General features: G+C 62.7%; 17 protein-coding genes. 14 read left to right on the top strand and 3 right to left on the bottom strand.

Annotated elements, in window-relative coordinates; genetic code table 11:
- Positions 1 to 38: 38 nt before the first annotated feature.
- Complete coding sequence (locus HX851_RS11020; RefSeq protein ID WP_177056529.1) at positions 39 to 1,967, top strand: transglycosylase SLT domain-containing protein; 1,929 nt, start codon at positions 39 to 41, stop codon at positions 1,965 to 1,967.
- A 103-nt stretch (positions 1,968 to 2,070) separates the two neighbouring features.
- Here the strand turns inward: HX851_RS11020 and HX851_RS11015 are convergent, their stop codons facing one another.
- Positions 2,071 to 2,877, bottom strand: coding sequence for an MOSC domain-containing protein (locus HX851_RS11015; RefSeq protein WP_177056530.1), 807 nt, complete (start codon positions 2,875 to 2,877; stop codon positions 2,071 to 2,073).
- A gap of 196 nt (positions 2,878 to 3,073) precedes the next feature.
- The gene (locus HX851_RS11010) at positions 3,074 to 4,003 is read right to left on the bottom strand and encodes a chemotaxis protein CheV (protein ID WP_177056531.1); all 930 of its coding nucleotides are present in this window, start codon (positions 4,001 to 4,003) and stop codon (positions 3,074 to 3,076) included.
- Between the two features lie 577 nt (positions 4,004 to 4,580).
- On the opposite strand from HX851_RS11010, the gene HX851_RS11005 reads away from it, so the two are divergent.
- The 3 genes from HX851_RS11005 (at position 4,581) to HX851_RS10995 (ending at position 7,101) form a co-directional block, all read left to right on the top strand.
- A complete protein-coding gene (locus HX851_RS11005) occupies positions 4,581 to 5,045 on the top strand; it encodes a hypothetical protein (protein ID WP_177056532.1) in 465 nt (154 codons plus the stop codon).
- A gap of 494 nt (positions 5,046 to 5,539) precedes the next feature.
- Positions 5,540 to 6,445 (top strand): sensor histidine kinase, encoded by a 906-nt coding sequence (locus HX851_RS11000; RefSeq protein ID WP_177065754.1) that lies wholly within the window; start codon positions 5,540 to 5,542, stop codon positions 6,443 to 6,445.
- Entirely contained in the window at positions 6,442 to 7,101 is a 660-nt protein-coding gene (locus HX851_RS10995; RefSeq protein WP_177056533.1) for a response regulator, read from the top strand. Before HX851_RS11000 ends, HX851_RS10995 begins: the two co-directional genes overlap by 4 nt.
- On the opposite strand, the gene yegS is transcribed toward HX851_RS10995, so the two are convergent.
- Positions 7,085 to 7,984 (bottom strand): lipid kinase YegS, encoded by a 900-nt coding sequence (gene yegS, locus HX851_RS10990; RefSeq protein WP_177056534.1) that lies wholly within the window; start codon positions 7,982 to 7,984, stop codon positions 7,085 to 7,087. The genes HX851_RS10995 and yegS overlap by 17 nt on opposite strands.
- 425 nt (positions 7,985 to 8,409) lie before the next feature.
- Here yegS and HX851_RS10985 point away from each other — a divergent pair, with 425 nt between their 5' ends.
- From HX851_RS10985 to HX851_RS10940, 10 genes are all read left to right on the top strand, one after another.
- The gene (locus HX851_RS10985; protein WP_177056535.1) at positions 8,410 to 9,846 is read left to right on the top strand and encodes an undecaprenyl-phosphate glucose phosphotransferase; all 1,437 of its coding nucleotides are present in this window, start codon (positions 8,410 to 8,412) and stop codon (positions 9,844 to 9,846) included.
- Positions 9,847 to 11,304 (top strand): mannose-1-phosphate guanylyltransferase/mannose-6-phosphate isomerase, encoded by a 1,458-nt coding sequence (locus tag HX851_RS10980; protein WP_177056536.1) that lies wholly within the window; start codon positions 9,847 to 9,849, stop codon positions 11,302 to 11,304. It begins immediately after the preceding gene.
- A 69-nt stretch (positions 11,305 to 11,373) separates the two neighbouring features.
- A complete protein-coding gene (locus HX851_RS10975; RefSeq protein ID WP_177056537.1) occupies positions 11,374 to 12,147 on the top strand; it encodes a polysaccharide biosynthesis/export family protein in 774 nt (257 codons plus the stop codon).
- A gap of 18 nt (positions 12,148 to 12,165) precedes the next feature.
- Positions 12,166 to 14,160, top strand: a complete 1,995-nt coding sequence (locus HX851_RS10970; protein ID WP_177056538.1) for a GumC family protein — start codon at positions 12,166 to 12,168, stop codon at positions 14,158 to 14,160.
- A complete protein-coding gene (locus tag HX851_RS10965; protein ID WP_177065357.1) occupies positions 14,160 to 15,350 on the top strand; it encodes a glycosyltransferase in 1,191 nt (396 codons plus the stop codon). The genes HX851_RS10970 and HX851_RS10965 overlap by 1 nt, the downstream gene beginning before the upstream one ends.
- Positions 15,340 to 16,665, top strand: coding sequence for a cellulase family glycosylhydrolase (locus HX851_RS10960; RefSeq protein ID WP_177056540.1), 1,326 nt, complete (start codon positions 15,340 to 15,342; stop codon positions 16,663 to 16,665). Before HX851_RS10965 ends, HX851_RS10960 begins: the two co-directional genes overlap by 11 nt.
- Entirely contained in the window at positions 16,662 to 17,879 is a 1,218-nt protein-coding gene (locus tag HX851_RS10955) for a glycosyltransferase family 4 protein (RefSeq protein WP_177065356.1), read from the top strand. Before HX851_RS10960 ends, HX851_RS10955 begins: the two co-directional genes overlap by 4 nt.
- A complete protein-coding gene (locus tag HX851_RS10950) occupies positions 17,870 to 18,970 on the top strand; it encodes a glycosyltransferase family 4 protein (protein ID WP_177056542.1) in 1,101 nt (366 codons plus the stop codon). The genes HX851_RS10955 and HX851_RS10950 overlap by 10 nt, the downstream gene beginning before the upstream one ends.
- Entirely contained in the window at positions 18,970 to 20,358 is a 1,389-nt protein-coding gene (locus HX851_RS10945; RefSeq protein WP_177056543.1) for an O-antigen ligase family protein, read from the top strand. Before HX851_RS10950 ends, HX851_RS10945 begins: the two co-directional genes overlap by 1 nt.
- Entirely contained in the window at positions 20,355 to 21,176 is an 822-nt protein-coding gene (locus HX851_RS10940; protein ID WP_177056544.1) for an acyltransferase, read from the top strand. Before HX851_RS10945 ends, HX851_RS10940 begins: the two co-directional genes overlap by 4 nt.
- Positions 21,177 to 21,179 lie beyond the last annotated feature (3 nt).

The raw sequence follows: 21,179 nt of genomic DNA, 5'->3' as shown, positions 1-21,179 counted from the left end.
TGTTCGGCACTCGTCCGTTTTTTTTGCTCGGAAGTCTCATGCGCAGCCGTCTTTTCAATTTTTTATCGTGTCTGCTTCTTTCCACCTGCGCCGTTCAAGCTGCACAGGCTGTCGACCTCACCCAGCAACGCCAACTCTACGATGAGGCCAAGCGCGCCCTGGCCAAGGGCGACTCAGGCCCCTATTTCCAGTATCAGGACACCTTACAGAGCTACCCGCTGGAACCCTACCTGGCCTACGACGAACTGACCGCCCGGCTGAAAACCGCAAGCAATGCCGAGATCGAGAAGTTCCTCGCCGAACACGGCGACCTGCCCCAGGCCAACTGGATGAAGCTGCGCTGGTTGCGCTGGCTGGCCGATCGTGGCGACTGGGCCCCCTTCGTCAAGTACTACGACCCGAAACTGAATTTCACCGAACTGGACTGCCTCAACGGCCAGTACCAACTCAGCCACAACCTGCGCGCCGAAGGCTATGCCACGGCGGAAAAACTCTGGCTGACCGGCAAGACCCAACCAACCGCCTGCGACGCGCTGTTCGACCGCTGGGCGACGGAAGGTCAGCTGACCGAGCAAAAACGCTGGCAGCGCCTCAAGCTGGCTGCCGAAGCGCGCAACTACGGTCTCGCCACCGCCCTGGTCAAGGGCCTGAGCACCCTCGGCCCGCAAGGCCGGATGATGATCGAGGTGGCGCAGAAACCCGACCTGCTGAGCCAGCCTTCGCGCTTCGTGCCGGCCGATGAAGCCATGTCCGACGTGGTTGGCCTCGGCTTGCGCCGTCTCGCCCGCCAGGATCCGGACAAGGCCATGGCACTGCTCGATGGCTATGCCGCCAGCATGCACTTCTCCCGTGACGAAAAGGTTTCGATCGCCCGCGAAATCGGCCTGACCCTGGCGCGCCGCTACGACAGCCGCGCCCTCGATATCATGACCCAGTACGACCCGGAACTGCGTGACAACACTGTCACCGAATGGCGCCTGCGCCTGCTGCTGCGCCTGGGACGCTGGGAAGATGCCTACCAGTTGACTCGCAAACTGCCCCAGGACCTGGCCGCGACCAATCGCTGGCGCTACTGGCAGGCCCGCAGCCTGGAACTGGCGCAACCACAGAATCCGCAGGCGCTGGTACTGCTGAAGAATGTCGCCCGCGAGCGCGACTTCTACGGTTTCCTCGCTGCCGATCGCTCACAGACTGCCTACCAGTTGACCAACCGTCCGCTGGTACTCAGCCAGCAACTGATCAACAAGGTCCGCAGCACACCGGGTGTACGGCGGGCGCTGGAGTTGCACGATCGCGGCCAGATCGTCGACGGTCGCCGCGAGTGGTACCACGTAAGCCGGATGTTCAACCGCGACGAAATGGTCGCCCAGGCCAAACTGGCCTATGACCTGAAGTGGTACTTCCCGGCGATTCGTACCATCAGCCAGGCCCAGTACTGGGACGACCTGGATATCCGCTTCCCGATGGCTCACCGCGATACGCTGGTGCGTGAGGCCAAGCTGCGCGGCCTGCATTCGAGCTGGGTGTTCGCCATTACCCGCCAGGAAAGTGCCTTCATGGATGACGCACGCTCCAGCGTCGGCGCCACCGGCCTGATGCAACTGATGCCCGGCACCGCCAAGGAAACCGCGCGCAAGTTCAGCATCCCGCTGGCATCACCCCAGCAGGTACTGGACCCGGACAAGAACGTCCAGCTGGGTGCCGCCTACCTGAGCCAGGTTCACGGGCAGTTCAACGGTAACCGCGTACTCGCCACCGCTGCCTACAACGCCGGCCCGGGCCGGGTCAGGCAGTGGCTCAAGGGTGCGAACCACCTGAGTTTCGACGTATGGGTGGAAAGCATTCCGTTCGATGAAACCCGGCAATACGTGCAGAACGTGCTGTCGTACTCGGTGATCTACGGCCAGAAGCTCAATGCCCCGCAGCCGCTGGTTGACTGGAACGAGCGTTACTTCGACGATCAATGATGTCGCTCTTGCAGGAGCCGGCTTGCCGGCGATGGCGACTGAGCAGGCGACGCAAGACCTCTGGCCCCGATCGCCGGCAAGCCGGCTCCTACAGTTCACGTCATTATTCGAGAACGGTCACCGGCATCCCCACCTCAAGCCGACCCTGGCCGTCATTGACCAGGTTCTGCCCGAACATCACATCCCCACCTTGCTCGCGGTAGGTCTTGAGGGTCGTCAACGGCTCCCGGTCGGCACTACGCTCCCCGGACTGCGGATCAATGGTGGTCAGGATGCAGCGTGAGCACGGCTTGACCACCCGAAACTCGACGTCGCCGATGCGAATGCGCTTCCACTGGTCCTCGGCAAACGCCGTGCTGCCCTCGATCACCAGGTTGGGACGAAAACGCAGCATCTCCAGAGGTCGTCCGACTTTATGGGAAAGATCCTCCAGCGATGCCTGACCGATCAGTAACAGCGGGAAACCATCGGCAAACGCCACACGGTCATCGTCATTGCCGTAACCCGCCTGGGTTATCCGCGCCCGCTCCAGCGGCACATGCACCAGGCGCACCGGCTTGCCGATAAATTCGCTGAGCCAGGCCGCCGCTTCATCACCGGCATCGGGCACGCGCAAGGTATCGCTCCAGATAGTCACGCCGCGCAACGACTGGTCTGCCGACGGCAATGCCACGTCCAGCGCCGAGCGCCCCGGCGCGCTCAAGGTCAGGCCGCCCGCGACATTCCACAAGGCGGACAACTGGCTCATGCCGGCCACGGCACGCTGGGTCAGGAAACGTCCGCTGGCTTCGTCCACCACCATCCAGCGTCGATCCCCGCTCAACCCCAACTCGTCGAGCGAGCCGTGCTGCAGAGATTCGCCCTTGCCGGACTTCAACGGATAACGATACAGCGCGCTCAGACGCAACATGTCCAACTCCTGTGGAGGTAAAACAGCAATTCTACAGGAGGGTGAACAGGTGCAACACAGAGCCGCCGGCCAAACAGGGAGCTGTAGGAGCCGGCTTGCTGGCGATGAGGCCCTTAAGGCCCTAAAAGCTTCGGGGGCAAGCCCCCTCTCACAAACTCCGCATCGGCAAGCCGGCGCCTACATGACCATGGCCGTGTCAGGCTTCGTCCAGCAACAGGCGCTGGCGCACCACATCCACCAGTTTGTCGGGCTGGAACTTGGAGAGGAAGTTGTCGCAGCCGACCTTCTTCACCATGGCATCGTTGAAGCTGCCGGACAGCGAGGTATGCAACACCACATAAAGACCGCGCAGACGCGGGTCGTTGCGGATCTCGGTGGTCAGGCGATAACCGTCCATCTCCGGCATTTCCGCATCGGTAAAGACCATCAGCAGCTTGTCGGTCATCACCTCCCCGGAGTCGGCCCACCCCTTGAGCATGTTCAAGGCCTTCAAGCCATCGCTGGCGATATGCATCTTCACTCCCAGCTGGCCCAGGGTGTCGCGCAACTGCGACAAGGCCACGTTGGAGTCATCGACCAGCAGCACCTCACGGCCCCGCGCACGCTCCATCACCGGGTCGTCGAGTTTTTCACGGGACACCTTGGCGTTATACGGGACGATCTCGGCCAGGACTTTCTCGACGTCGATGATTTCCACCAACTGGTCGTCGACCTTGCTGATGGCGGTCAGGTAGTGCTGGCGACCGGCACTCGTCGGCGGCGGCAGGATCGCTTCCCAGTTCATGTTGACGATGCGATCCACGCCACCGACCAGGAATGCCTGCACCGAGCGGTTGTATTCGGTCACGATAATGGTGCTGTTGGGGCCCGGCACCAGGGGGCGCATGCCGATCGCCTGGGACAAGTCGATCACCGGCAGGGTCTGCCCCCGCAGGTTGACCACACCACAGACAAACGGATGGCGCTGGGGCATCAGGGTCAGCTTGGGCAGTTGCAGGACTTCCTGAACCTTGAACACGTTGATCGCGAACAGCTGGCGACCGGCCAGGCGAAACATGAGAATCTCCAGACGATTCTCACCCACCAGTTGCGTACGTTGGTCTACCGTGTCGAGAATGCCGGCCATCAATCACTCCTGGGGCGCTGATACAAAAAAACTACATTGAGAGAGTTATCGGCTGAACCTGCCAGACCTTGACCCTCCGACAAAATGCCATGTAAAACGTTTGATGTCACATTAACATCATGCTTTACTGGACTCATCGCCAGAACTCGATACATTCCCTCGCGGCGCGACCACAAATTGTTCTTTTTGTTCCCCTCCATAGGGGAATCCCCTAGTAACAATCAGGCCCAACCTGATATTCGCGATATCCAATAGCCATTAATGTGACGCCATTCTCATTGCATGAACGGAGTCAGGCTTTTGCTTTCGATCGCGGGACGGTGGCCAGCAAACCAGAAGAGACGCCTCACAAATCTTGTTGGAGCGCTCTGGAACGGCCCTTTCGAACGATCCTTGCAATCGCCTGGACTGATTTTCCTGAAGATGAGCACGCGCGGCCCAAGAATGTTGCGCAATACACCAAGACTGAAACAATCGGAAACAGACTACAGACATCCTCTGTTGGCCGACATTAACTTAACGCCGTTCGCCAAGCGCGACGTTCTATCGCCTGCCGATGTTTTCATGGAGATAAAGCATGCTGAACGGTAAAGAGTGGCAGACGAGTCTGCCTGAATTCCTCGTCGAGGCCGGGACCCTGCAAGCGAAAATGCAGGAGTGCTGCCAGCACCTGGGCCTGATCCGCAACGATCGGGATGCGATCGATTGCCTGCTCGCCGCGCTGCACAAGCTGGCCGGACGGGCCGATGTGCTCGGCGTGCGCTGCATGGCCGACTTTTCCCGGCATATCCACGGCGTACTGAGCCATGCTCCCCAGCAGCTCAACCTGCACAATGACGCCTTGCAGGCCCTGCAGGACTGCCTGACCCTGCTGGCATGGCAACTGGAACTGATCGATCCCTATACCGGCCAGCTCAGCCTCGACGACAGCGAACAGGCTGAACTGATCGCGGCCCTGGCAGCCCAGACCGACCTTTCCGGAACCCTGTTCACCGAACCGAAAGCCTTCGCGCTGATCACCTTTCCCGGACAATCCGTTTGAATAGCAGCACCCTCGCCCATGCATTTATATTAGCTATTTCCAATAGTTAAGCGCGCCTTACGCCTCCTCCATAGTCAAAACCGACACGACCAACTAACAACCAACTTTCGGGCTTCAGGCTGGGCTTTTTAGTGCGCAAAGAATAACTAGCGTGTACACGACAAAGTGCCGTAAGTTCACAAGTAAAGCGGTTGCAGCAAGCGGTTTTCCAGGCGTAGCGGAACCATCGTACAAAAATGCTGACCACTCGGACATATATCACCGGGGACGACCAACCTTAAACGAAGTGCTATTATGCTGCCCGCTCACTTATGTGCTTGATGGCAAAGTGATTTCATCTCGATTCGTCATGACGGCCAGCGTTGTCTTGGCCTATAAACATATACATTGCGTCACCTTGTGTATAAGTATTGAACCGTAGCCGTTTTTCAACAGAGTCCCGCCGGTGACAGCGTGGGGCTCCCCGTAGCGAACATTCATTGGCTCTACACGCTATGTACGCCAGCCTCAAGTCATTAAAACCTTGGCTCCCCTCTCGCAAAAATGCCCGCCGGCTGACCGTCTTGTTATGTGTCGCCTCGGCCGTGATGAGCCTGTCGGTCTATCTGAACTGTTCGAGCCTGCCGCGAAGCCTGTTGCTGCTGATCCTGCTGATGTTGAATCTGGCCGCGCTGACCAGCGTCTGGCTGCAGCACCGGGTGTACCAGACCTCGATCAATTTTCAACCCCAGGAACTCGCCGATCGCCTGCTGGAAGTCCAGGAAAACGAACGTCACCGCCTCAGCCGTGAACTGCACGACGATATCGGCCAACTGCTGACGGCCGCCAAGCTGCAGACCCAGTGGCTGCAGGGCCGTCTGCCGGAAGAGTTGCGCAACCATTGCGCCGATCTGAGCAACACCCTGGACGAAACCCTGGCCAAGGTACGGGACGTTTCGGCAATCCTCAATCCACGCCAGTTGGCCAGCCTCGGACTGGAAGCCAGTCTGCGTGCCCATCTGCTCAAGACCCTGGGCAATAGCACGGTGCACTGGAGCCTGGAATGCCAGCAGCGGCTGACCGGATTGTCCGAGGAAATGGCCGTGACCGCCTTTCGCGTGACCCAGGAGGCCGTCACCAACATGCTCCGCCACGCCAAGGCCAATAATCTGCTGATACGCCTCAAGCGCCTGCCCGAAGGCCTGTCGTTGCACATCGCCGACGATGGCCTGGGCTTTTCCCCGGCAGCCAATCCGGGCGAGCAAGGCCAGCGCGGCATGGCCGGCATGGCGGAGCGGATCGAACAGCTGGGCGGCACATTGACAGTCAGTAGCGGACCCGGCAAAGGTACGCAAATCGAAGCCCTTCTTCCCTGGGCCCCCCGGGCCCTCGAACGAGCCAGTACGAATAAGGTTCTATGACCTGCAACTTACTTCTTGTGGATGACCACTCACTGATCAGGGCCGGTGTGCGTGCCCTGGTGCTGGATATTCCAGGCTACGCCGTGATCGGCGAAGCCAATGACGGCGCACAGTTGCTCGAAGCCGTCGAACGCCTGAACCCGGATATCATCCTGCTCGACCTGTCCATGCGCGATACCGGCGGCCTCGATGCCTTGCGCCAGCTCCAGGCGGTACGCCCGCAGAGCAAGGTACTGATCCTGTCGATGCACACCGACCCGCAATTGATCATGCAGGCCCTGGAGATCGGCGCCCATGGCTACCTGCTCAAGGACACCACCGCCACCGAACTGGCCCAGGCTCTGGAAGCCTTGCGCAACGACGAGCGCTACCTCAGTCCGGCAATCGCCCACACGGTGATCAACCAGGCCCTGACCCAGGTCCAGCGCCATTCGCCGGTAGAAGCCGAAACCCACAACCTGACCGGACGCCAGCTGGAGATCCTCAGGCTGATCGTGCGCGGCAAATCCACCCGGGAAATCGCCAACGGCCTGGGCCTGAGCATCAAGACCGTGGAAACCCACCGTTCGCAGATCATGAAGCGCCTGCAGATTTTCGACGTCGCCGGGCTGGTCCTGTTCGCTGTCCGCGAGCGCATCATCAGCCTCGACGACTGAGCAGTGGCGAATCCGCCGGCAAGTGCACCCGCAACGCCCCGGCACGCGCCTCGAACCGCAGGCAATCACTCTCCAGCGGTTCGCCGTCGAGGTTCAGGTACAAGCCTTCGGCGACCTTGATCTCGACCCAGGGCAGGCGGGCCCGGACAAACATGTTGTCGAGCCCCCAGCCATCGCTCATCAGGCTGCGCAGGGTACCGACCACCTCCTGGGGCGCCGGCAGGATACTGATATCGAGCAGGCCATCATCGGCCAACGCCTCGGGGCACAGCAGATGCCCACCGCCCGCCTGGCGCCCGTTGCCGATACCCAATGCCAGCAACTCACCCCGCCAATGAAAATCCGGTCCCTGCAATTCGCCATAGGCGGCGTGCAATTCGCTGAAGCGTGACAGCCCGGTGAACAGGTAGGCGGCGCCGCCCAGGACTTTCTTCAGGTCTTCCGAAGTATTGACCGTCACCTGGCTGCCGAATCCTCCAGTGGCCATGTTCAGGAACAACTGCCCGCCAACGGCCCCCAGGTCGATCGGCCGGGCCGGCACGTCCAGCAGTTGCAAAGCCAGGGCCGGTTCCAGCGGCACCCCGGCGGCACGGGCAAAATCATTGGCGGTGCCCAGCGGCATCAGCACCAGGCTCGCCTCGCTGTTCGCCAGCACCAGCGCCTCGGCGATATCACGCAAGGTGCCATCGCCGCCGCCGGCAATCAGTTGCCGATAGCCCGTCTCCAGCGCTTCATTCACCAGACGCCTGGCATCGCCGGCCTCCCAGGTGACACGCACGGCCAGTTCCCAACCTTCCCGCCGCTTGCCCTCGACCGCCGCCCGAACCTCTTCGTTGAGGGCCTGCTTACCATGCAGAATCAGCAATGCCTTGCGCTCGTTCATGAGCGGTTTCTCCTGTGTCGATGGGCCTGAAACATGTGGACCGCAACCGACGGAAAACGACCTGTCGCCCCTGATTTTATTTCATCGCCAGCACCACCGACCGCTCTACATCGCGCGTGATATAGCACAACAGCGTCGTTTCGGATTTTTTTTAGCTACAAGGCATCATTCCATTAGCGACCCACTGTTTCATGAGCTTTACTCAAGCCCATGCCATTCAAATGAGAGGAAAAACGCACCGTAAAGGCAATAAAAGCGGAGGAAGACCTTCAAACGGTTGACTGCCGATACCGGGCTCGTCCGGTAGAAAAATTAGCCATCAGGGACGGGGTTATCGCGAAATACCTTGTGGCTTTGCCATAGGAAGTACCTGCCGTAGTGCTTCGTAGTTGCCATTTCGCGATGGTAGAAAGGGAGGGGGTCACATGCGTTTGCAACCAGTCGACAGCTTATTGCTCACCCGGCCCAGCATGGTCGAGTACTTCCTGTTCGGCATTCGTCTGGTCCATGGCCTGACGGCCATTCTGCCGGGGCTGTTGCTGCTGGTTTTCCTGCGCGAGCAAAGCCCCGAGATTACCAAGAGCTACCTGACCATCCTGCTGTTCTTCGGTGTCATCAGTGTGCTGATCTTCCAGGCGCTGGGCGTTTATGCCGAGACCATCTTCAGCAACCTGCTGCGTTTCCAGATCACTCTCTTTGCCTGGTCCTCGGCGTTCTGCCTGCTGCTGTTCATGCATTACGGCCTGCAACTGTTCAGCTACCTGACCACTACCCAATTGCTGGTCTGGTTCCTCGCCAGCCTGGTGTTGTTCGGTGTCGAACGCCTGATCCTCCTGACGCTGTTCCAGCAACTGATGCAACGCGGCATCTTCCTGCAGCACGCGGTGATCCTCGGCGCCACCGAGAACGGCCAGCGCCTGGCCGAATACCTGGCCCAGCACCAGGACATCCGCTCCGGCGTCATCGGCTTTATCGACGACCGCATCGGCCGGCTGCCGAAAACCATGGTCAACCTGCCGCTGCTGGGCAACTCCAGTGACCTGGAACGGCTGATCCGCGAGGAGAAGGTCACCCAGGTGCTTGTCGCCCTGCCCTGGTCGGCCGAGAACCGCATGGACTACATCATCCGCGAACTGCGCCGGCTACCGGTCAATGTGCTGCTGGTGCCGGACATGGTCGCCTTCCGCCATGCCCACAACCGCATCACCGAAGTCGCCAACCTGCCGATGTTCAACGCCTCCGAAGTGCCCTTGCGCGGCTGGTCGCCGATGTTCAAGCGTCTCGAGGACATGGTGCTGTCGAGCACCGCGCTGATTCTTTTGTCACCGGTGATGCTGCTGGTGGCCCTGGCGATTAAACTCGACTCCCCCGGCCCGGTGCTGTTTCGCCAGAAACGCTATGGCTACAACAACCGGCTGATCGAAGTCTTCAAGTTTCGCTCGATGCATCAGCACCAGAGCGACGCCACCGCCGAGAAACAGACCACCCGCGGCGATCCACGGATCACCCGGGTCGGGCGTTTTATCCGCAAGACCAGCCTCGACGAGTTGCCCCAATTGTTCAATGTATTCATCGGCAGCATGTCCATGGTCGGCCCGCGCCCCCACGCCACCGCCACCAAGGCCGCCGGCATCCTGTTCGAAGAGGCCGTCAAGGAATACACCTCGCGTCACCGGGTCAAGCCGGGGATCACCGGACTGGCGCAGATCAACGGCTATCGCGGCGAAACCGACACGCTGGAAAAGATCGAGAAACGCGTGGAGTTCGATCTGGAGTACATCGAAAACTGGTCGATCTGGTTCGATCTCTACATTTTGTTCCGCACTGTCCCGGCAGTGCTTCTGACGCGCGAGGCCTTCTGAATGAGCCTACTCATTCCCTGCATCATCGCCGGCGGTGCCGGCACCCGACTCTGGCCGGTGTCCCGCGAGGCCATGCCCAAGCCCTTCATGCGCCTGCCCGACGGCGAAAGCCTGCTGCAGAAGACCTTCCGCCGTGCCGCCGGTCTCGCTGACGTCCAGCGCCTGCTGACGGTGACCAACCGCGAAGTGTTCTTCCGCACCCTGGATGACTACCGCCTGCTGAACAAAAGCGCCGCGGCCCTGGACTTCATCCTCGAACCGTTCGGCCGCAACACCGCGCCGGCGATCGCCGCTGCCGCCCTGCATGTCGCCCGCCTGTACGGCGAAGATGCGCAACTGCTGGTGTTGCCGGCCGACCATCTGATCAAGGACCTGGAGGCCTTCGCCAAGGCGGTGCAAAAGGCCCGGCAACTGGCCGAGCAGGGCTGGCTGGTGACCTTCGGCCTGGTACCGACCAAGGCCGAGACCGGCTTCGGCTATATCGAGAAAGGCCAGGCCCTGGGCAATGACAGCTTCCAGGTCGCACGCTTTGTCGAGAAGCCCGATGCGGCCACCGCCCAGCGCTACCTCGACGGAGGCCTGCACCTGTGGAACGCCGGCATGTTCTGCATGCGCGCCGATGCGGTGCTGCGCGAACTGCAGGAACATGCACCGGATGTCCTGGCCGCCATGACCGAGTGCCTGACCCACAGTCACAGCCGCGAGGGCAACCAGGAACTGCAACTGGAACTCGACGGCAAGACCCTGGCCCTCGCCCCGGACATTTCCATCGACTATGCGTTGATGGAGCGCTCGCACAAGGTCGCGGTGGTGCCCTGCCAGCTCGGCTGGAGCGACATCGGTTCCTGGCAGGCGGTGCGCGAACTGAGTCCGGCCGACGCCAACGGCAACCAGTGCAATGGCGAAACCGTGCTGCACGACGTGAGCAACTGCTACATCGACTCGCCCAAGCGCCTGGTCGGTGGCGTCGGTCTCAAGGACCTGATCATCATCGACACCCCCGATGCCCTGCTGATCGCCGACGGCAAGCGCAGCCAGGACGTCCGGCTCATCGCCCAGGAACTCAAGCGCCAGGGCCACGACGCCTATCGCCTGCACCGCACGGTGACCCGGCCATGGGGCACCTACACCGTGCTCGAGGAAGGCAAGCGCTTCAAGATCAAGCGCATCGTGGTCAAGCCCGAGGCGTCGCTGTCGCTGCAGATGCACCACCATCGCAGCGAGCACTGGATCGTCGTCAGCGGCATGGCGCGGGTCACCAACGGCGACAACGAATTCCTGCTCGATACCAACGAATCGACCTTCATCAAACCGGGCAAGACCCATCGCCTGGTCAATCCCGGGGTGATCGACCTGGTGATGATCGAAGTGCAGAGCGGCGAGTACCTCGGCGAGGACGACATCGTGCGTTTCACCGACATTTACGGGCGGGTTCCCGCCACAACCGCAAAGGCCTGAAACACCGTCAACGCACTACCACCTAGCCCGTCAGGGAGCTGCAAATATGCACGACAGGAAGACTGACCGATGAAAAACATCCTGCTGATCCTCAGTGTTTTCTTACTCAGCGCTTGCAGCATCCCGGCCAAGGTGGCCCTGCCGGAAGGCAACATACTGCGTGAAGGTCACCAGGCCGGCGACGCCCTGGCCGGCAAGCCCTTGCCGGCACAAAGGATCCGCGCCGGCGATACCTTGCGCATCGTGCGCAATACCGGCGAGGCACCGTCCATCTCCGCCTTCACCGCCAACTCGATCTACGAGCTGACCCTGTTCACGGTGATGAACGACGGCAGCTTCGCCTACCCCTATGTCGGCAACGTCAAGGCGGCGGGCCTGACCCCGCAGCAACTGACGCTGGTGCTTGAGGACAAGCTGAAAAACATCTACCAGGATTCGGCCCTGACCGTGAACATCTCCACGGCTCCGAGCAACACCGTGTTCGTCGGCGGTTCGGTGCGCAACCCGGCCAGCCTGCCGGTGACCACCGTCACCACCCTCGAGCAGGCGCTGATCGGTGCCGGCGGCCTGCTGCCGGTGGGCGACAGCCGCAACGTCGCGCTGCTGCGCCAGGAAGACGACGGCCGCTACAAGACCTACTTCTTCGACTACCGCGACACCATGCTCGCCGGCGTCAGCAACCGCCCGCCGGTGCTGTTGCAACGCGGCGACGTGGTGTTCGTGCCCAAGTCCCATGTGGGCAATGGCATCGAGTGGGTCGACCTGTACCTGAACCAACTGATTCCGTTCCAGAAATCGATCGGTATCGGGGTCAACTACAACTTGCGCGATAACAACAACTGATCGTTAAGGACAACAGACATGATCAATATCCGTTCCTTCCGCGATTTGTTGCGCCTGTTCTTCATCTTCAAGCACGAAGTGAAAATCACCGTGCTGGTGACCCTCATCGTCATCCTGCTGGGGGCCTTCCTGCTACCGAACCGGTACGAGTCCACGGCGCTGTTGCTGGTCAAGCCCGGACGTGACACCAGTACCCTGCCGATCGAGATCTCCGACCGCCAGGCGACCATCATCCCCAGTGCCCAGCGCGATCCGATCCTCGACGAAGAGCGCATGCTCAGCGGACGGCCGATTGCCCGCCTGGTAGCCGAGCAATACCTCGACCAGTTGTCCAAGGCGCCGCCACAGGAAGGTTTCATCGGCACCCTCAAGACCCTGGCCAAAAGCGCGGTGCAAGGTGTGATCGAGGCTGGCCGCGGCTTCCTGCAACTGCTCGGTCTGGTGGAGAAGCAGACCCCGGTCGAGCGCCTGGCCGACCAGTTGTCGAAGAACTTCAGCGTGACCCACGCCGCCGGTTCTTCGGTGATGGAAATCAGCTTCAAGTGGAACGATCCGCAGGTGGCCCAGACCATCGTCAAGAGCTGGGTCGAACAGTACGAGCTGGAGCGCACCCGCAGCCTCGGGCGCAAGAGCCTCTACACCTTCTATGAAGGCGAGAGCAAGGCGACCCAGGCGCGGATCCTCGACTACAAGAAACAGATCGAGAGCCATCTCAACCAACTGGGTGCGGTGAGTATCGCCGAACGCCTGAACGATATCTCGCGCAACCTCAACAACCTGCGCGGCGAGCACCTGAACACCACCCGCGCCGTCGCCTCGACCCAGAGCGGCCTGGAGCGGATCCAGGCGCAGCTCAACAGCATGAAGAAAGAAATCAGCATCGGCCGGCAGATGAGCATCAACCCGGATCGCCAAGACCTGCAACAGCGGATCAACGCCAAGCAGATCGAGCGCCAGGAAATGCTCCGCACCTTCAAGGAAGGCGCGCCACCGGTACGGGCCATGGACACCGCCATCGCCAACCTGCAGGATCTGCTCAGGTCGCAGAACGCAGTGGTCCAGCGCACCGACAACCTCGCGCCGAATCCGGTCTACACCCGCCTGCAGAACAGCTTTGCCGACCAGCAGGCCAGCCTCAGCCGCCTGACGACCCAGGCCGCGCAACAGAAAACCCAACTGGCCCAACTCGAACAGGACCGCCGCCAGGCCCTGGCCATCGAGCCGGAAATGTCGCGCCTGCAACGGGAACTCGATGCCGCCGAGAAAAGCTTCGCGCTGTACAGTGACAGCACCGAGAAGGCGCGGATCGACCGCGAACTGGACAAGAGCCAGATCAGCAACATCGCGGTGATCGAACAGGCCACTCTGAACGAAAGCCGGGTCTTTCCGAAAAGCCTGAGCATGTTGCTGCTGGCGATTCCCCTGAGCCTGGCGGTCGGCCTGCTGGCGCTGTACTTCTTCTACCTGCTGGACCAGCGCATCCACGACGGCGACAAGATCGAGGAGCGTTTCGGGGTCAAGGTCTGGACCAGCCTGCAGGACATCAGCGGCGGCCAGGCGCAACGGCGCACGGCCTTCACCGCAAGCATGTACCGGCTCTACGGGGTACTGCCGCTGGAGCAGGTCGCCGAACGCGGCCTGGCCATCGGCCTGACATCCGCCCGGCATGGCGAGGGAGTCAGCTTCGTCATCGAACACCTCACCGAACTGCTGCGCGAACGCGGCCATAACGTCCGTATCGCCGGCCCGGGTCCCGCGCAGCCGGGAGAAATACTGCTGCTCGATGCCGGCGGTTTCTTCTCCAACCAGGAAGCCTTCGTGATCCTGCGCCAGGCCAACCTGATCGCCCTGATCGTCGAAGCGGAAACCACCACGGTGCCGATTCTGGAGAACGCCCTGTCGACCCTCAACACCGCGTTCAAGCGGGTCGACGGGATCATCCTCAATCGTCGCCGCTTCGAGATTCCAGAGCGTGTCCTCAACGCCCTGGCACGCATCCGGAGCCATGCCTGATGCATATCGCCCTGCTCGCGCCCCTGCCCCCGGAACAGAACGGTATCGCCGACTACGCCGGGCACCTGAAGGCCGCTCTGGAAAGCCAGGGCGTGCGTGTCAGCACACCGCTGGCGGGACTGGGCAACGACCCGCAACGGGCGATCCAGGGCGTGGCCGACAACGATTGGCACGGGATCGACCTGGTACATGCGGAAATCGGTGGCGGGCGCCTGGCCGAGTTCCACGCCCTGAAAGCCTTGCGCACACGCTTTGCGCGGTTACCGCTGACCGCCACCATTCACGACCCGGAACGCCTGGTCTGGCGCCGCGAGCGCCTGCCCTGGCCGTTGTCGCTGGCCAGCAAACTGCCGTCGCCGCTGCCCCAGGTGGCCACGGTCCTGGCCGACCCGCTGTGCCTGCACGAAGAACGGCAACTGGCCCGCAGCCTGACCCGGCTGATCACCCTGACCCAGTCCGGCAGTCACTGCCTGCGCCAGCGCATGGGCCTGCACAGCGAACAGATGGCGGTGATTCCCCACGGCAACCTGGCCATCGCCCCGGCCCCGCTGCCGCCCCTCGATCCGCTGAAGCTGCTGTACTTCGGCTTTATCTATCGCGGCAAGGGCATCGAGGACCTGCTCGACGCCCTGGCGATGACCTTTGCCCAGCACCCCGGATTGCGCGCCAGGCTACGCTTGACCCTGGCCGGCGGCAGCGAACCGGAAATGGCCTTCGGCCCGGCCGGCAGCTACCTCGACCAGTTGCGCCAGCATATCCGGCGACTCAACCTGCAAGACAGCATCGACTGGCAGCTCGATCTGCCGGCCGCCGACATTCCCCGGGTGATCCAGGCCCACCACGTGATGGTCCTGCCGTACCGCGAGTCGAGCAAGCTCAAGCTGCTGGGCAGCCTGCGCGGCACCAGCGGCGCCCTGTCCTGGGCGGCCGCCTGCGGTCGTGGCGCGATCACCTCCGATGCCCGTTCCTTTGCCGAAGAGGTGGCCCAGGGCAACGGGGTGATCTTTCCCCAGGGCAATGTCAGCGCCCTGGCGGCCGAGATCAGCCATCTGTGTGCTACCCCCGAACTGGCGATCCGCTGGGCCGAGCACGCCAGCATGATCGGCAACCAGCGGGTCTGGAGCCAGACCGCGAAACGTTTCCTGCAGGTCTTCCAGGAAGCCTGTCGAGGACATGAAGATGTTGCGTAGGCCCTTCCTCTGGTTACCGCTGCTGGGACTGCTGGCCGGCGTTGCCAGCACCCTGCCCTGGAGCTCAGGCGCCCAGGCCCAGGTACTGCTCAAGGCCCCACGGACGGTGGAGTGGAAGAACTTCCTCGGGGTCAACGTGCAGTTCCAGTATTTCGATCCGGCCATCTACCAGAAACAGATGGAGCAGCTCGATGCCCTGGGCCTGAACTGGGTGCGCCTGACCATCCACTGGCCGATGATCGAACCGCAACCCGGTGCCTATGACCTCGCCACCCTGGACGCCGCGATGGCGGCGATGCAGAACCACCACTACAACACCGTCGCCTACCTGGTCGGCTCGCCGTCCTTTGCCAGCAGCGCCCCGGCCGGTACACCCAGTGCCGATCAGTACCCGCCCAGCGACTTCAATCTGTTCGCCAGCCGCATGGCAACCCTCGCCCAGCGCTATCCCCAAGTGAACACCTGGCAGGTCTGGAACGAGCCGAACATCATCTGGCTGCCCAAGGAAGACCCCACGGCCTACTACCGGCTGCTGACCACCACCGCCAGCGCGATCCGCGCCGTCGTGCCGGGTAAACCGGTCGCCACCGCCGGCATGGCCTACTACAGCCAGATGCACAGCACCCCGGGGCTGATGCTCGACAGCCTGCTGAGCCAGGGCCTGGCCAGCCAGAACATCATCGCCGCCTATCACCCCTACTCCGAACTGCCCGAAGGCAACAGCGCCACCACCCAGGATTTTCTCAGCCAGGGCAACGGCCTCAACGGCACCCTGCACGGTGCCGGCGTGTCCCAGGTATGGGCCACCGAATGGGGCTGGTCGAGCTATTCCGGGCCACGGGAAATGCAGGCGCTGATCGGCATCGGCGGCCAGCAGGACTACACCCTGCGCCGCCTGGCCCTGATGAGCGCCATGGACTACCAGCGGATCTTCCTGTTCAACCTCAGCGACCTCGACTCTCGGGCCAGCCCGCGTGACCAGTACTACGGCCTGCTGGACCTCGACGGCGATCCGAAGCCGGTCTACACCGCCCTGAAAAACTTCTTCGATGTCACTGGTCCGGCGCTGCAACCCGCCGATACCCCCAGCCTGAACAATGCGCCCGGCGATCTGTTCAGCATCACCTGGACCCGCGGCGATGGTGCCCGTGTCTGGATGTTCTGGAGCGCCAGCGGCACCAGCCTGCAACTGCCCGGCGTCACCCGCGCGGCGTTGTTCGATCCGCTGGCCGGGACCCGTACCGACCTGAGCGATGCCCAGGCCGTCACCGTACCGCTGAAAACCAGCCTGCAACTGTTGGTGTGGTCGCCATGAAAATTCTCTGGACCCTGCCCTACCTGCCCTGGCCCACCACCAGCGGCGGCAAGACCCGGCAATTCCACCTGCTGCGCAGCCTGGCCGCGCGCGGTCACCGGATCACCTTGCTGGTACAGTCGAAGACCGAACTCGATGAGGCCACGCGCAACGCCCTTGAACCGCATCTGGAACGCCTGATCGTGGTACCACGGCGCTCGTTGCGCAGCCTGCGGACCCTGCTCACCGTCCTGTGCGCGCCCTACCCGATGCTGGCCGCCATCAACGGCTCGGCGCCGCGCCTGCAACAGCGGTTCCGGGCACTGCTCGACGAACACTGGGACGTGATCCAGATCGAACACAGCTACAGTTTCCAGCCCTTCGAGCAACCGCTGGTCGACGCCCGCCGGGACTTCATTCTCACCGAGCACAATGTCGAATCGGCCCTCGGAGCAGCCAGCTACGACCGGCTACCGGGCTGGATGAAACCCTTCACCCTGTATGACCAGTGGCGTTACCGGCGCTGGGAAAGCCGGGTGTTCCGTCAGGCCGCCGAACTCGTCGCCGTGACCCGCCAGGATGCCGATGTGCTGCGCCTGCAGACCGGCAAGCCGGTGGCCGTGGTGGTCAACGGCGTCGATACCGGCCACTACGCCGGCGTCCAGCCCGACCTGCATGCCCAGCGCCTGCTGTTTATCGGCAACTATGAATACAGCCCGAACCTGGACGCCGTCGAATGGGCGCTGGAGGAAATCCTTCCGGCGCTCTGGAAGCTCAATCCCGGTGTACGTTTCGCCATTGCCGGATTCGGCCTGCCGGATGCCTGGCGCCAGCGCTGGAGCGACCCGCGTATCGAATGGCAAGGCTTTGTCCCCGACCTGCGCACCCTGCAAAGCCGCGCTTCGATCTTTTTCGCGCCCCTGCGCCAGGGTGGCGGCTCCAAGCTCAAGGTGCTGGAGGCCATGGCCGCCGGCTTGCCGGTGGTCACCACCGACCAGGGCAGCTCGGGGCTGAAAGTCGAAAACGGTCGCCACTACCTGGGCAGTGAGGACCCGCAGGCCCTGGCGCGGATTCTCGCCGACGCCCTCGCGCACCCTTCGCGACTGCATCAGATCGCCGAAGCCGGTCGCGCCTACGTCAAGGCCGAACATGACTGGTCCGTGGCCGCCGCGCAGCTCGAAGCGGTCTACTCCCGACTCTCACGCCTCAAGGAGCAAGTGCCCGTATGCGCATAGGCCTGGATTACCGCCCGGCGGCGGGCTACACCCACAGCGGCATCGGCCGCCAGAACCTGGCACTGGAGGACGCCCTGCGCGCCCACCCCGACGTACAGCTGCAATTGTTCGGCGTGGCGCCGGAAGATCATCCGCTGCGCCGTCGCGTCCATTGCCCACGCTGGGGTGCGCCCCTGCAAGGCGTGCATCGCCTGCCCCTGCGGCTGAAGTTCGAGGGAGGCTTCCTGCCCGGCGCACTGCGCGAGGCCGGAGTGGAAATCTATATCTGCAACTTCAACATGGGTCTGCCCCTGGGCCGCAAACCGGCCGGCATGCGTTATGTGCTGCAGTTGCATGACCTGTTCCAACTGACGCTGCAAAACAGCCATGGCTCCCGACTCAAGGAGCGGATCTACGGCACCACCGACAAGCTCTCGATCGCTCACTCGGTGAAGGTTGCCGACCGCATCTGGACGCCTTCCCAGTACACCGCCGACGAACTGGTCAAACTGTTCCCCGCCGCCCGCGACAAGGTCCGGGTACTGCCCAACCTGGTCGGTGGCTTTACCGAGGAGCCCGCCGATATCAGCGACCTGCAGCTACCGTCGCGCTACTGGCTGGCCGTGGGCACCCGCGAACCGCGCAAGAACATGCCCTGGTTCGTCGCCGCCTGGCAGGCCGCGCGCCAGCAATCGGCCGAGGTCCCGGAACTGGTGCTGATCGGTGCGCCGGAACACTTGCCCGCGGAACTGCAGCATCTGCCCGGCCTGCACTACCTGAACGGTATCAGCGACGCGCAACTGCATGCGGTGTACCGTCAGGCCGCACGCCTGTGGCAGCCATCCTACGCCGAAGGTTTCGGCCTGCCGGTGATCGAAGCCCTGAGTGTCGGCACCTCGGTTGCCGTCGCCAGTGGCTCCTCCCTGGATGAAATCACCCCGCCGGACAGTCCGCGCTTCTCCCCCACCGACAGCACCGCCCTCACCGCGCTGATGGTCAGCCTGGCCGATGCCCCCGGTGAAGATCCCGCGCTGCTGCAAGTCTGGGCCGCCCGCTACGCCACCAGCGCCTATCGCGAGCGCTTCGATCAACTGCTCGAGGAGTTGAGATAATGCCCCTGGCGATGCCCATAGCACTATTGTTCAGCCTGGTGTTCGGCGTGCTGGTCTGGCTGCTGCCGGCGTTCAAGGTACTGGTGGTGCTGGTGGGGATCGCCGGCGTGGTGACGATCATCCGCCACCCGCTGTGGGGCCTGTTGCTGTTCACCGTGCTCGCCACGTTCCTGCCCTACTCGACGGTGCAGATCGGCCTGCGCACCACCGTCTCCGAAGCCCTGGTCCTGCTGGTCTGGGGCAGCGTGCTGGTACAGGGGGTGTTCAACAACCTGCCGGCCAAACCACCGTTGCTGCGCACCGAACGCTGGCTGGTGGCGCTGATGCTGTTCAGCGCCTTCCCCTTTGTCATCGGCCAACTGACGGTGAATGCCGACGGCAACGGCCCGGTGAACTGGATCCGCTGGCTGCTGAACCTTTCGGTACTGTTCCTTGTCCCGCGCCTGCTGGACACGCCAAAGGCGCGCGAACAGGCGGTGACCGGGCTGTTGCTCGGGACCCTGATGCTGTTGCTGCTGTCGATCCCGGTGTTTCTCAAGAACGGTACCGCCACCAGCATGACACCGATCCTCGCCAACCTCGGCTATGGCGGCATCGAAGTACTGGGCGACAGCCTCAACGCGCTGTCCAACCGCATGGGCTCGCCGTGGATGCACCCCAACGTCACCGGCGGTGCCATGGCGCTGCTCCTGCCCCTGGCCTTCTGTTTCGGCCTGACACGCCAGGGCTGGCCACGGGCGCTGGGTTTCGCCGTCGCCGGCCTGGGAGTGATCGCCCTGCTGCTGACAGGTTCGCGCGGCGCCCTCTTGAGCCTGATCGTGGTGCTGATGTGGATGGCCCGCAAGCGCGTGCCCTACACCGGCCGCCTGCTGATGGCCGGCGTCGCCTTCGGTGCCTTGCTGCTGATGTTCTATCCGCCGCTGCAGGACCGCCTGCTGACCATCTTCTCGACCAACGACGCCAGTACCAGCGTGCGCTTCGACGAGTACTCGCACTTCCCCGAGGCGATGGCGATGTTCCCCTTCGGCATCGGCTTCAAGGTCGAGCCACCAGTGCCCGGTACCGGCCTCTGGGGGATTTCCAATCTATGGCTGAACTTCGTCTACAAGCTCGGCGTACCCGGCCTGTTGCTGTTCGTCGCGGTGATCTGGAGCTGGTGGCGCGAGACCCGTCCTTCCCAGCGCATCATCCGCCTGAGCGCGGACAACGCGCTCTGGCTCGGCACCACCTCGGGCCTGATGGCCGCCCTGCTCAGCGGCATCTTCGACCACTATTTCAGCTTCACCCAGGTCCTGATCGCGCTGTTCTGGCTGCTGCTCGGGGTGAACCTGCATGAAGCCCGACGCCTCAAGCTCAAGGCCGCGAGCCTTTCTGGAGTCCGCCCATGAAGCACCGCATGTTTCACTCCCTGAACCTGCAACAGGCCCTGCCCGAGTACGCGGTGAAGATGGGCGTCAGCCTCGACGAACTGCAGGCGACCTATCAGTGGATGCTGGAAAACGACGTGTGTTTCGAGCAGCCACTCAAGGGCAATGTGCTGTGTTTTGTCAGCTACCTGAATATCGAGACGCGGATCGAACCGCCGCTCGCCCGGCGCTTCTATGCCTTGCTCGGGCGCGAGGTCAAGGGCGCGTTGATCCCCCTCTACGGCATCAACTGGCCAACCCTGCGTGACCGCATGCTGCGTTGGTGGGAGCTGGCCTACAACATCCTTGTCTGCAAGATCCCCAGCCATACCTTGCGCCTGTTCTGGCTACGCCTGGGTGGAGCAAAGATCGGCAAGGGCTCGACCGTCTGGCGCAACACCGAAGTGCTCGGCGTCGACAGCCTGCGAATCGGCAACGACAGCACGGTCGGCTGGCATTGCCAACTGGATGCCCGCGGCGGGCTGATCATCGGCGACCATGTGACCATTGCCTCCCACGTACTGGTGATTGCCGGCGGGCACGATGTCCAGGCCCCGGAGTTCTGGGCCGTCGGCGGGCCGGTGTATATCCGTGACTACGCCTGGGTCGCCAGCCGTGCGCTGCTTTCGTTCGGTGCCGATATCGGCGAGGGCGCAGTGGTTGGCGGCAATTGCGTGGTATCCAAGCCGGTGCCGGCCTACGCGATTGTCGGCGGCCCGGATGCGGCGATCAAAGGCGAACGCTGCCGCAACCTGAACTACAAAGTGGGCGGCAAAGGCCTGTTCACTTTGTTCCACTGAGTC

Origin of the sequence: Pseudomonas gingeri (assembly GCF_013385635.1) — a bacterium.
Taxonomy (GTDB): domain Bacteria; phylum Pseudomonadota; class Gammaproteobacteria; order Pseudomonadales; family Pseudomonadaceae; genus Aquipseudomonas; species Aquipseudomonas gingeri_A.
The sequence above is the reverse complement of the archived record's forward strand: the minus strand, read 5'-3'. Positions and strand labels throughout refer to the sequence as shown.

What these genes read in the sequence shown, in the direction of transcription:
- HX851_RS11020 (WP_177056529.1), top strand. Translation starts at nt 39, where the DNA reads ATGCGCAGCCGTCTTTTCAATTTTTTATCGTGTCTGCTTCTTTCCACC.
- HX851_RS11015 (WP_177056530.1), bottom strand. Translation starts at nt 2,877, where the DNA reads ATGTTGCGTCTGAGCGCGCTGTATCGTTATCCGTTGAAGTCCGGCAAG.
- HX851_RS11010 (WP_177056531.1), bottom strand. Translation starts at nt 4,003, where the DNA reads ATGGCCGGCATTCTCGACACGGTAGACCAACGTACGCAACTGGTGGGT.
- HX851_RS11005 (WP_177056532.1), top strand. Translation starts at nt 4,581, where the DNA reads ATGCTGAACGGTAAAGAGTGGCAGACGAGTCTGCCTGAATTCCTCGTC.
- HX851_RS11000 (WP_177065754.1), top strand. Translation starts at nt 5,540, where the DNA reads ATGTACGCCAGCCTCAAGTCATTAAAACCTTGGCTCCCCTCTCGCAAA.
- HX851_RS10995 (WP_177056533.1), top strand. Translation starts at nt 6,442, where the DNA reads ATGACCTGCAACTTACTTCTTGTGGATGACCACTCACTGATCAGGGCC.
- yegS (WP_177056534.1), bottom strand. Translation starts at nt 7,984, where the DNA reads ATGAACGAGCGCAAGGCATTGCTGATTCTGCATGGTAAGCAGGCCCTC.
- HX851_RS10985 (WP_177056535.1), top strand. Translation starts at nt 8,410, where the DNA reads ATGCGTTTGCAACCAGTCGACAGCTTATTGCTCACCCGGCCCAGCATG.
- HX851_RS10980 (WP_177056536.1), top strand. Translation starts at nt 9,847, where the DNA reads ATGAGCCTACTCATTCCCTGCATCATCGCCGGCGGTGCCGGCACCCGA.
- HX851_RS10975 (WP_177056537.1), top strand. Translation starts at nt 11,374, where the DNA reads ATGAAAAACATCCTGCTGATCCTCAGTGTTTTCTTACTCAGCGCTTGC.
- HX851_RS10970 (WP_177056538.1), top strand. Translation starts at nt 12,166, where the DNA reads ATGATCAATATCCGTTCCTTCCGCGATTTGTTGCGCCTGTTCTTCATC.
- HX851_RS10965 (WP_177065357.1), top strand. Translation starts at nt 14,160, where the DNA reads ATGCATATCGCCCTGCTCGCGCCCCTGCCCCCGGAACAGAACGGTATC.
- HX851_RS10960 (WP_177056540.1), top strand. Translation starts at nt 15,340, where the DNA reads ATGTTGCGTAGGCCCTTCCTCTGGTTACCGCTGCTGGGACTGCTGGCC.
- HX851_RS10955 (WP_177065356.1), top strand. Translation starts at nt 16,662, where the DNA reads ATGAAAATTCTCTGGACCCTGCCCTACCTGCCCTGGCCCACCACCAGC.
- HX851_RS10950 (WP_177056542.1), top strand. Translation starts at nt 17,870, where the DNA reads ATGCGCATAGGCCTGGATTACCGCCCGGCGGCGGGCTACACCCACAGC.
- HX851_RS10945 (WP_177056543.1), top strand. Translation starts at nt 18,970, where the DNA reads ATGCCCCTGGCGATGCCCATAGCACTATTGTTCAGCCTGGTGTTCGGC.
- HX851_RS10940 (WP_177056544.1), top strand. Translation starts at nt 20,355, where the DNA reads ATGAAGCACCGCATGTTTCACTCCCTGAACCTGCAACAGGCCCTGCCC.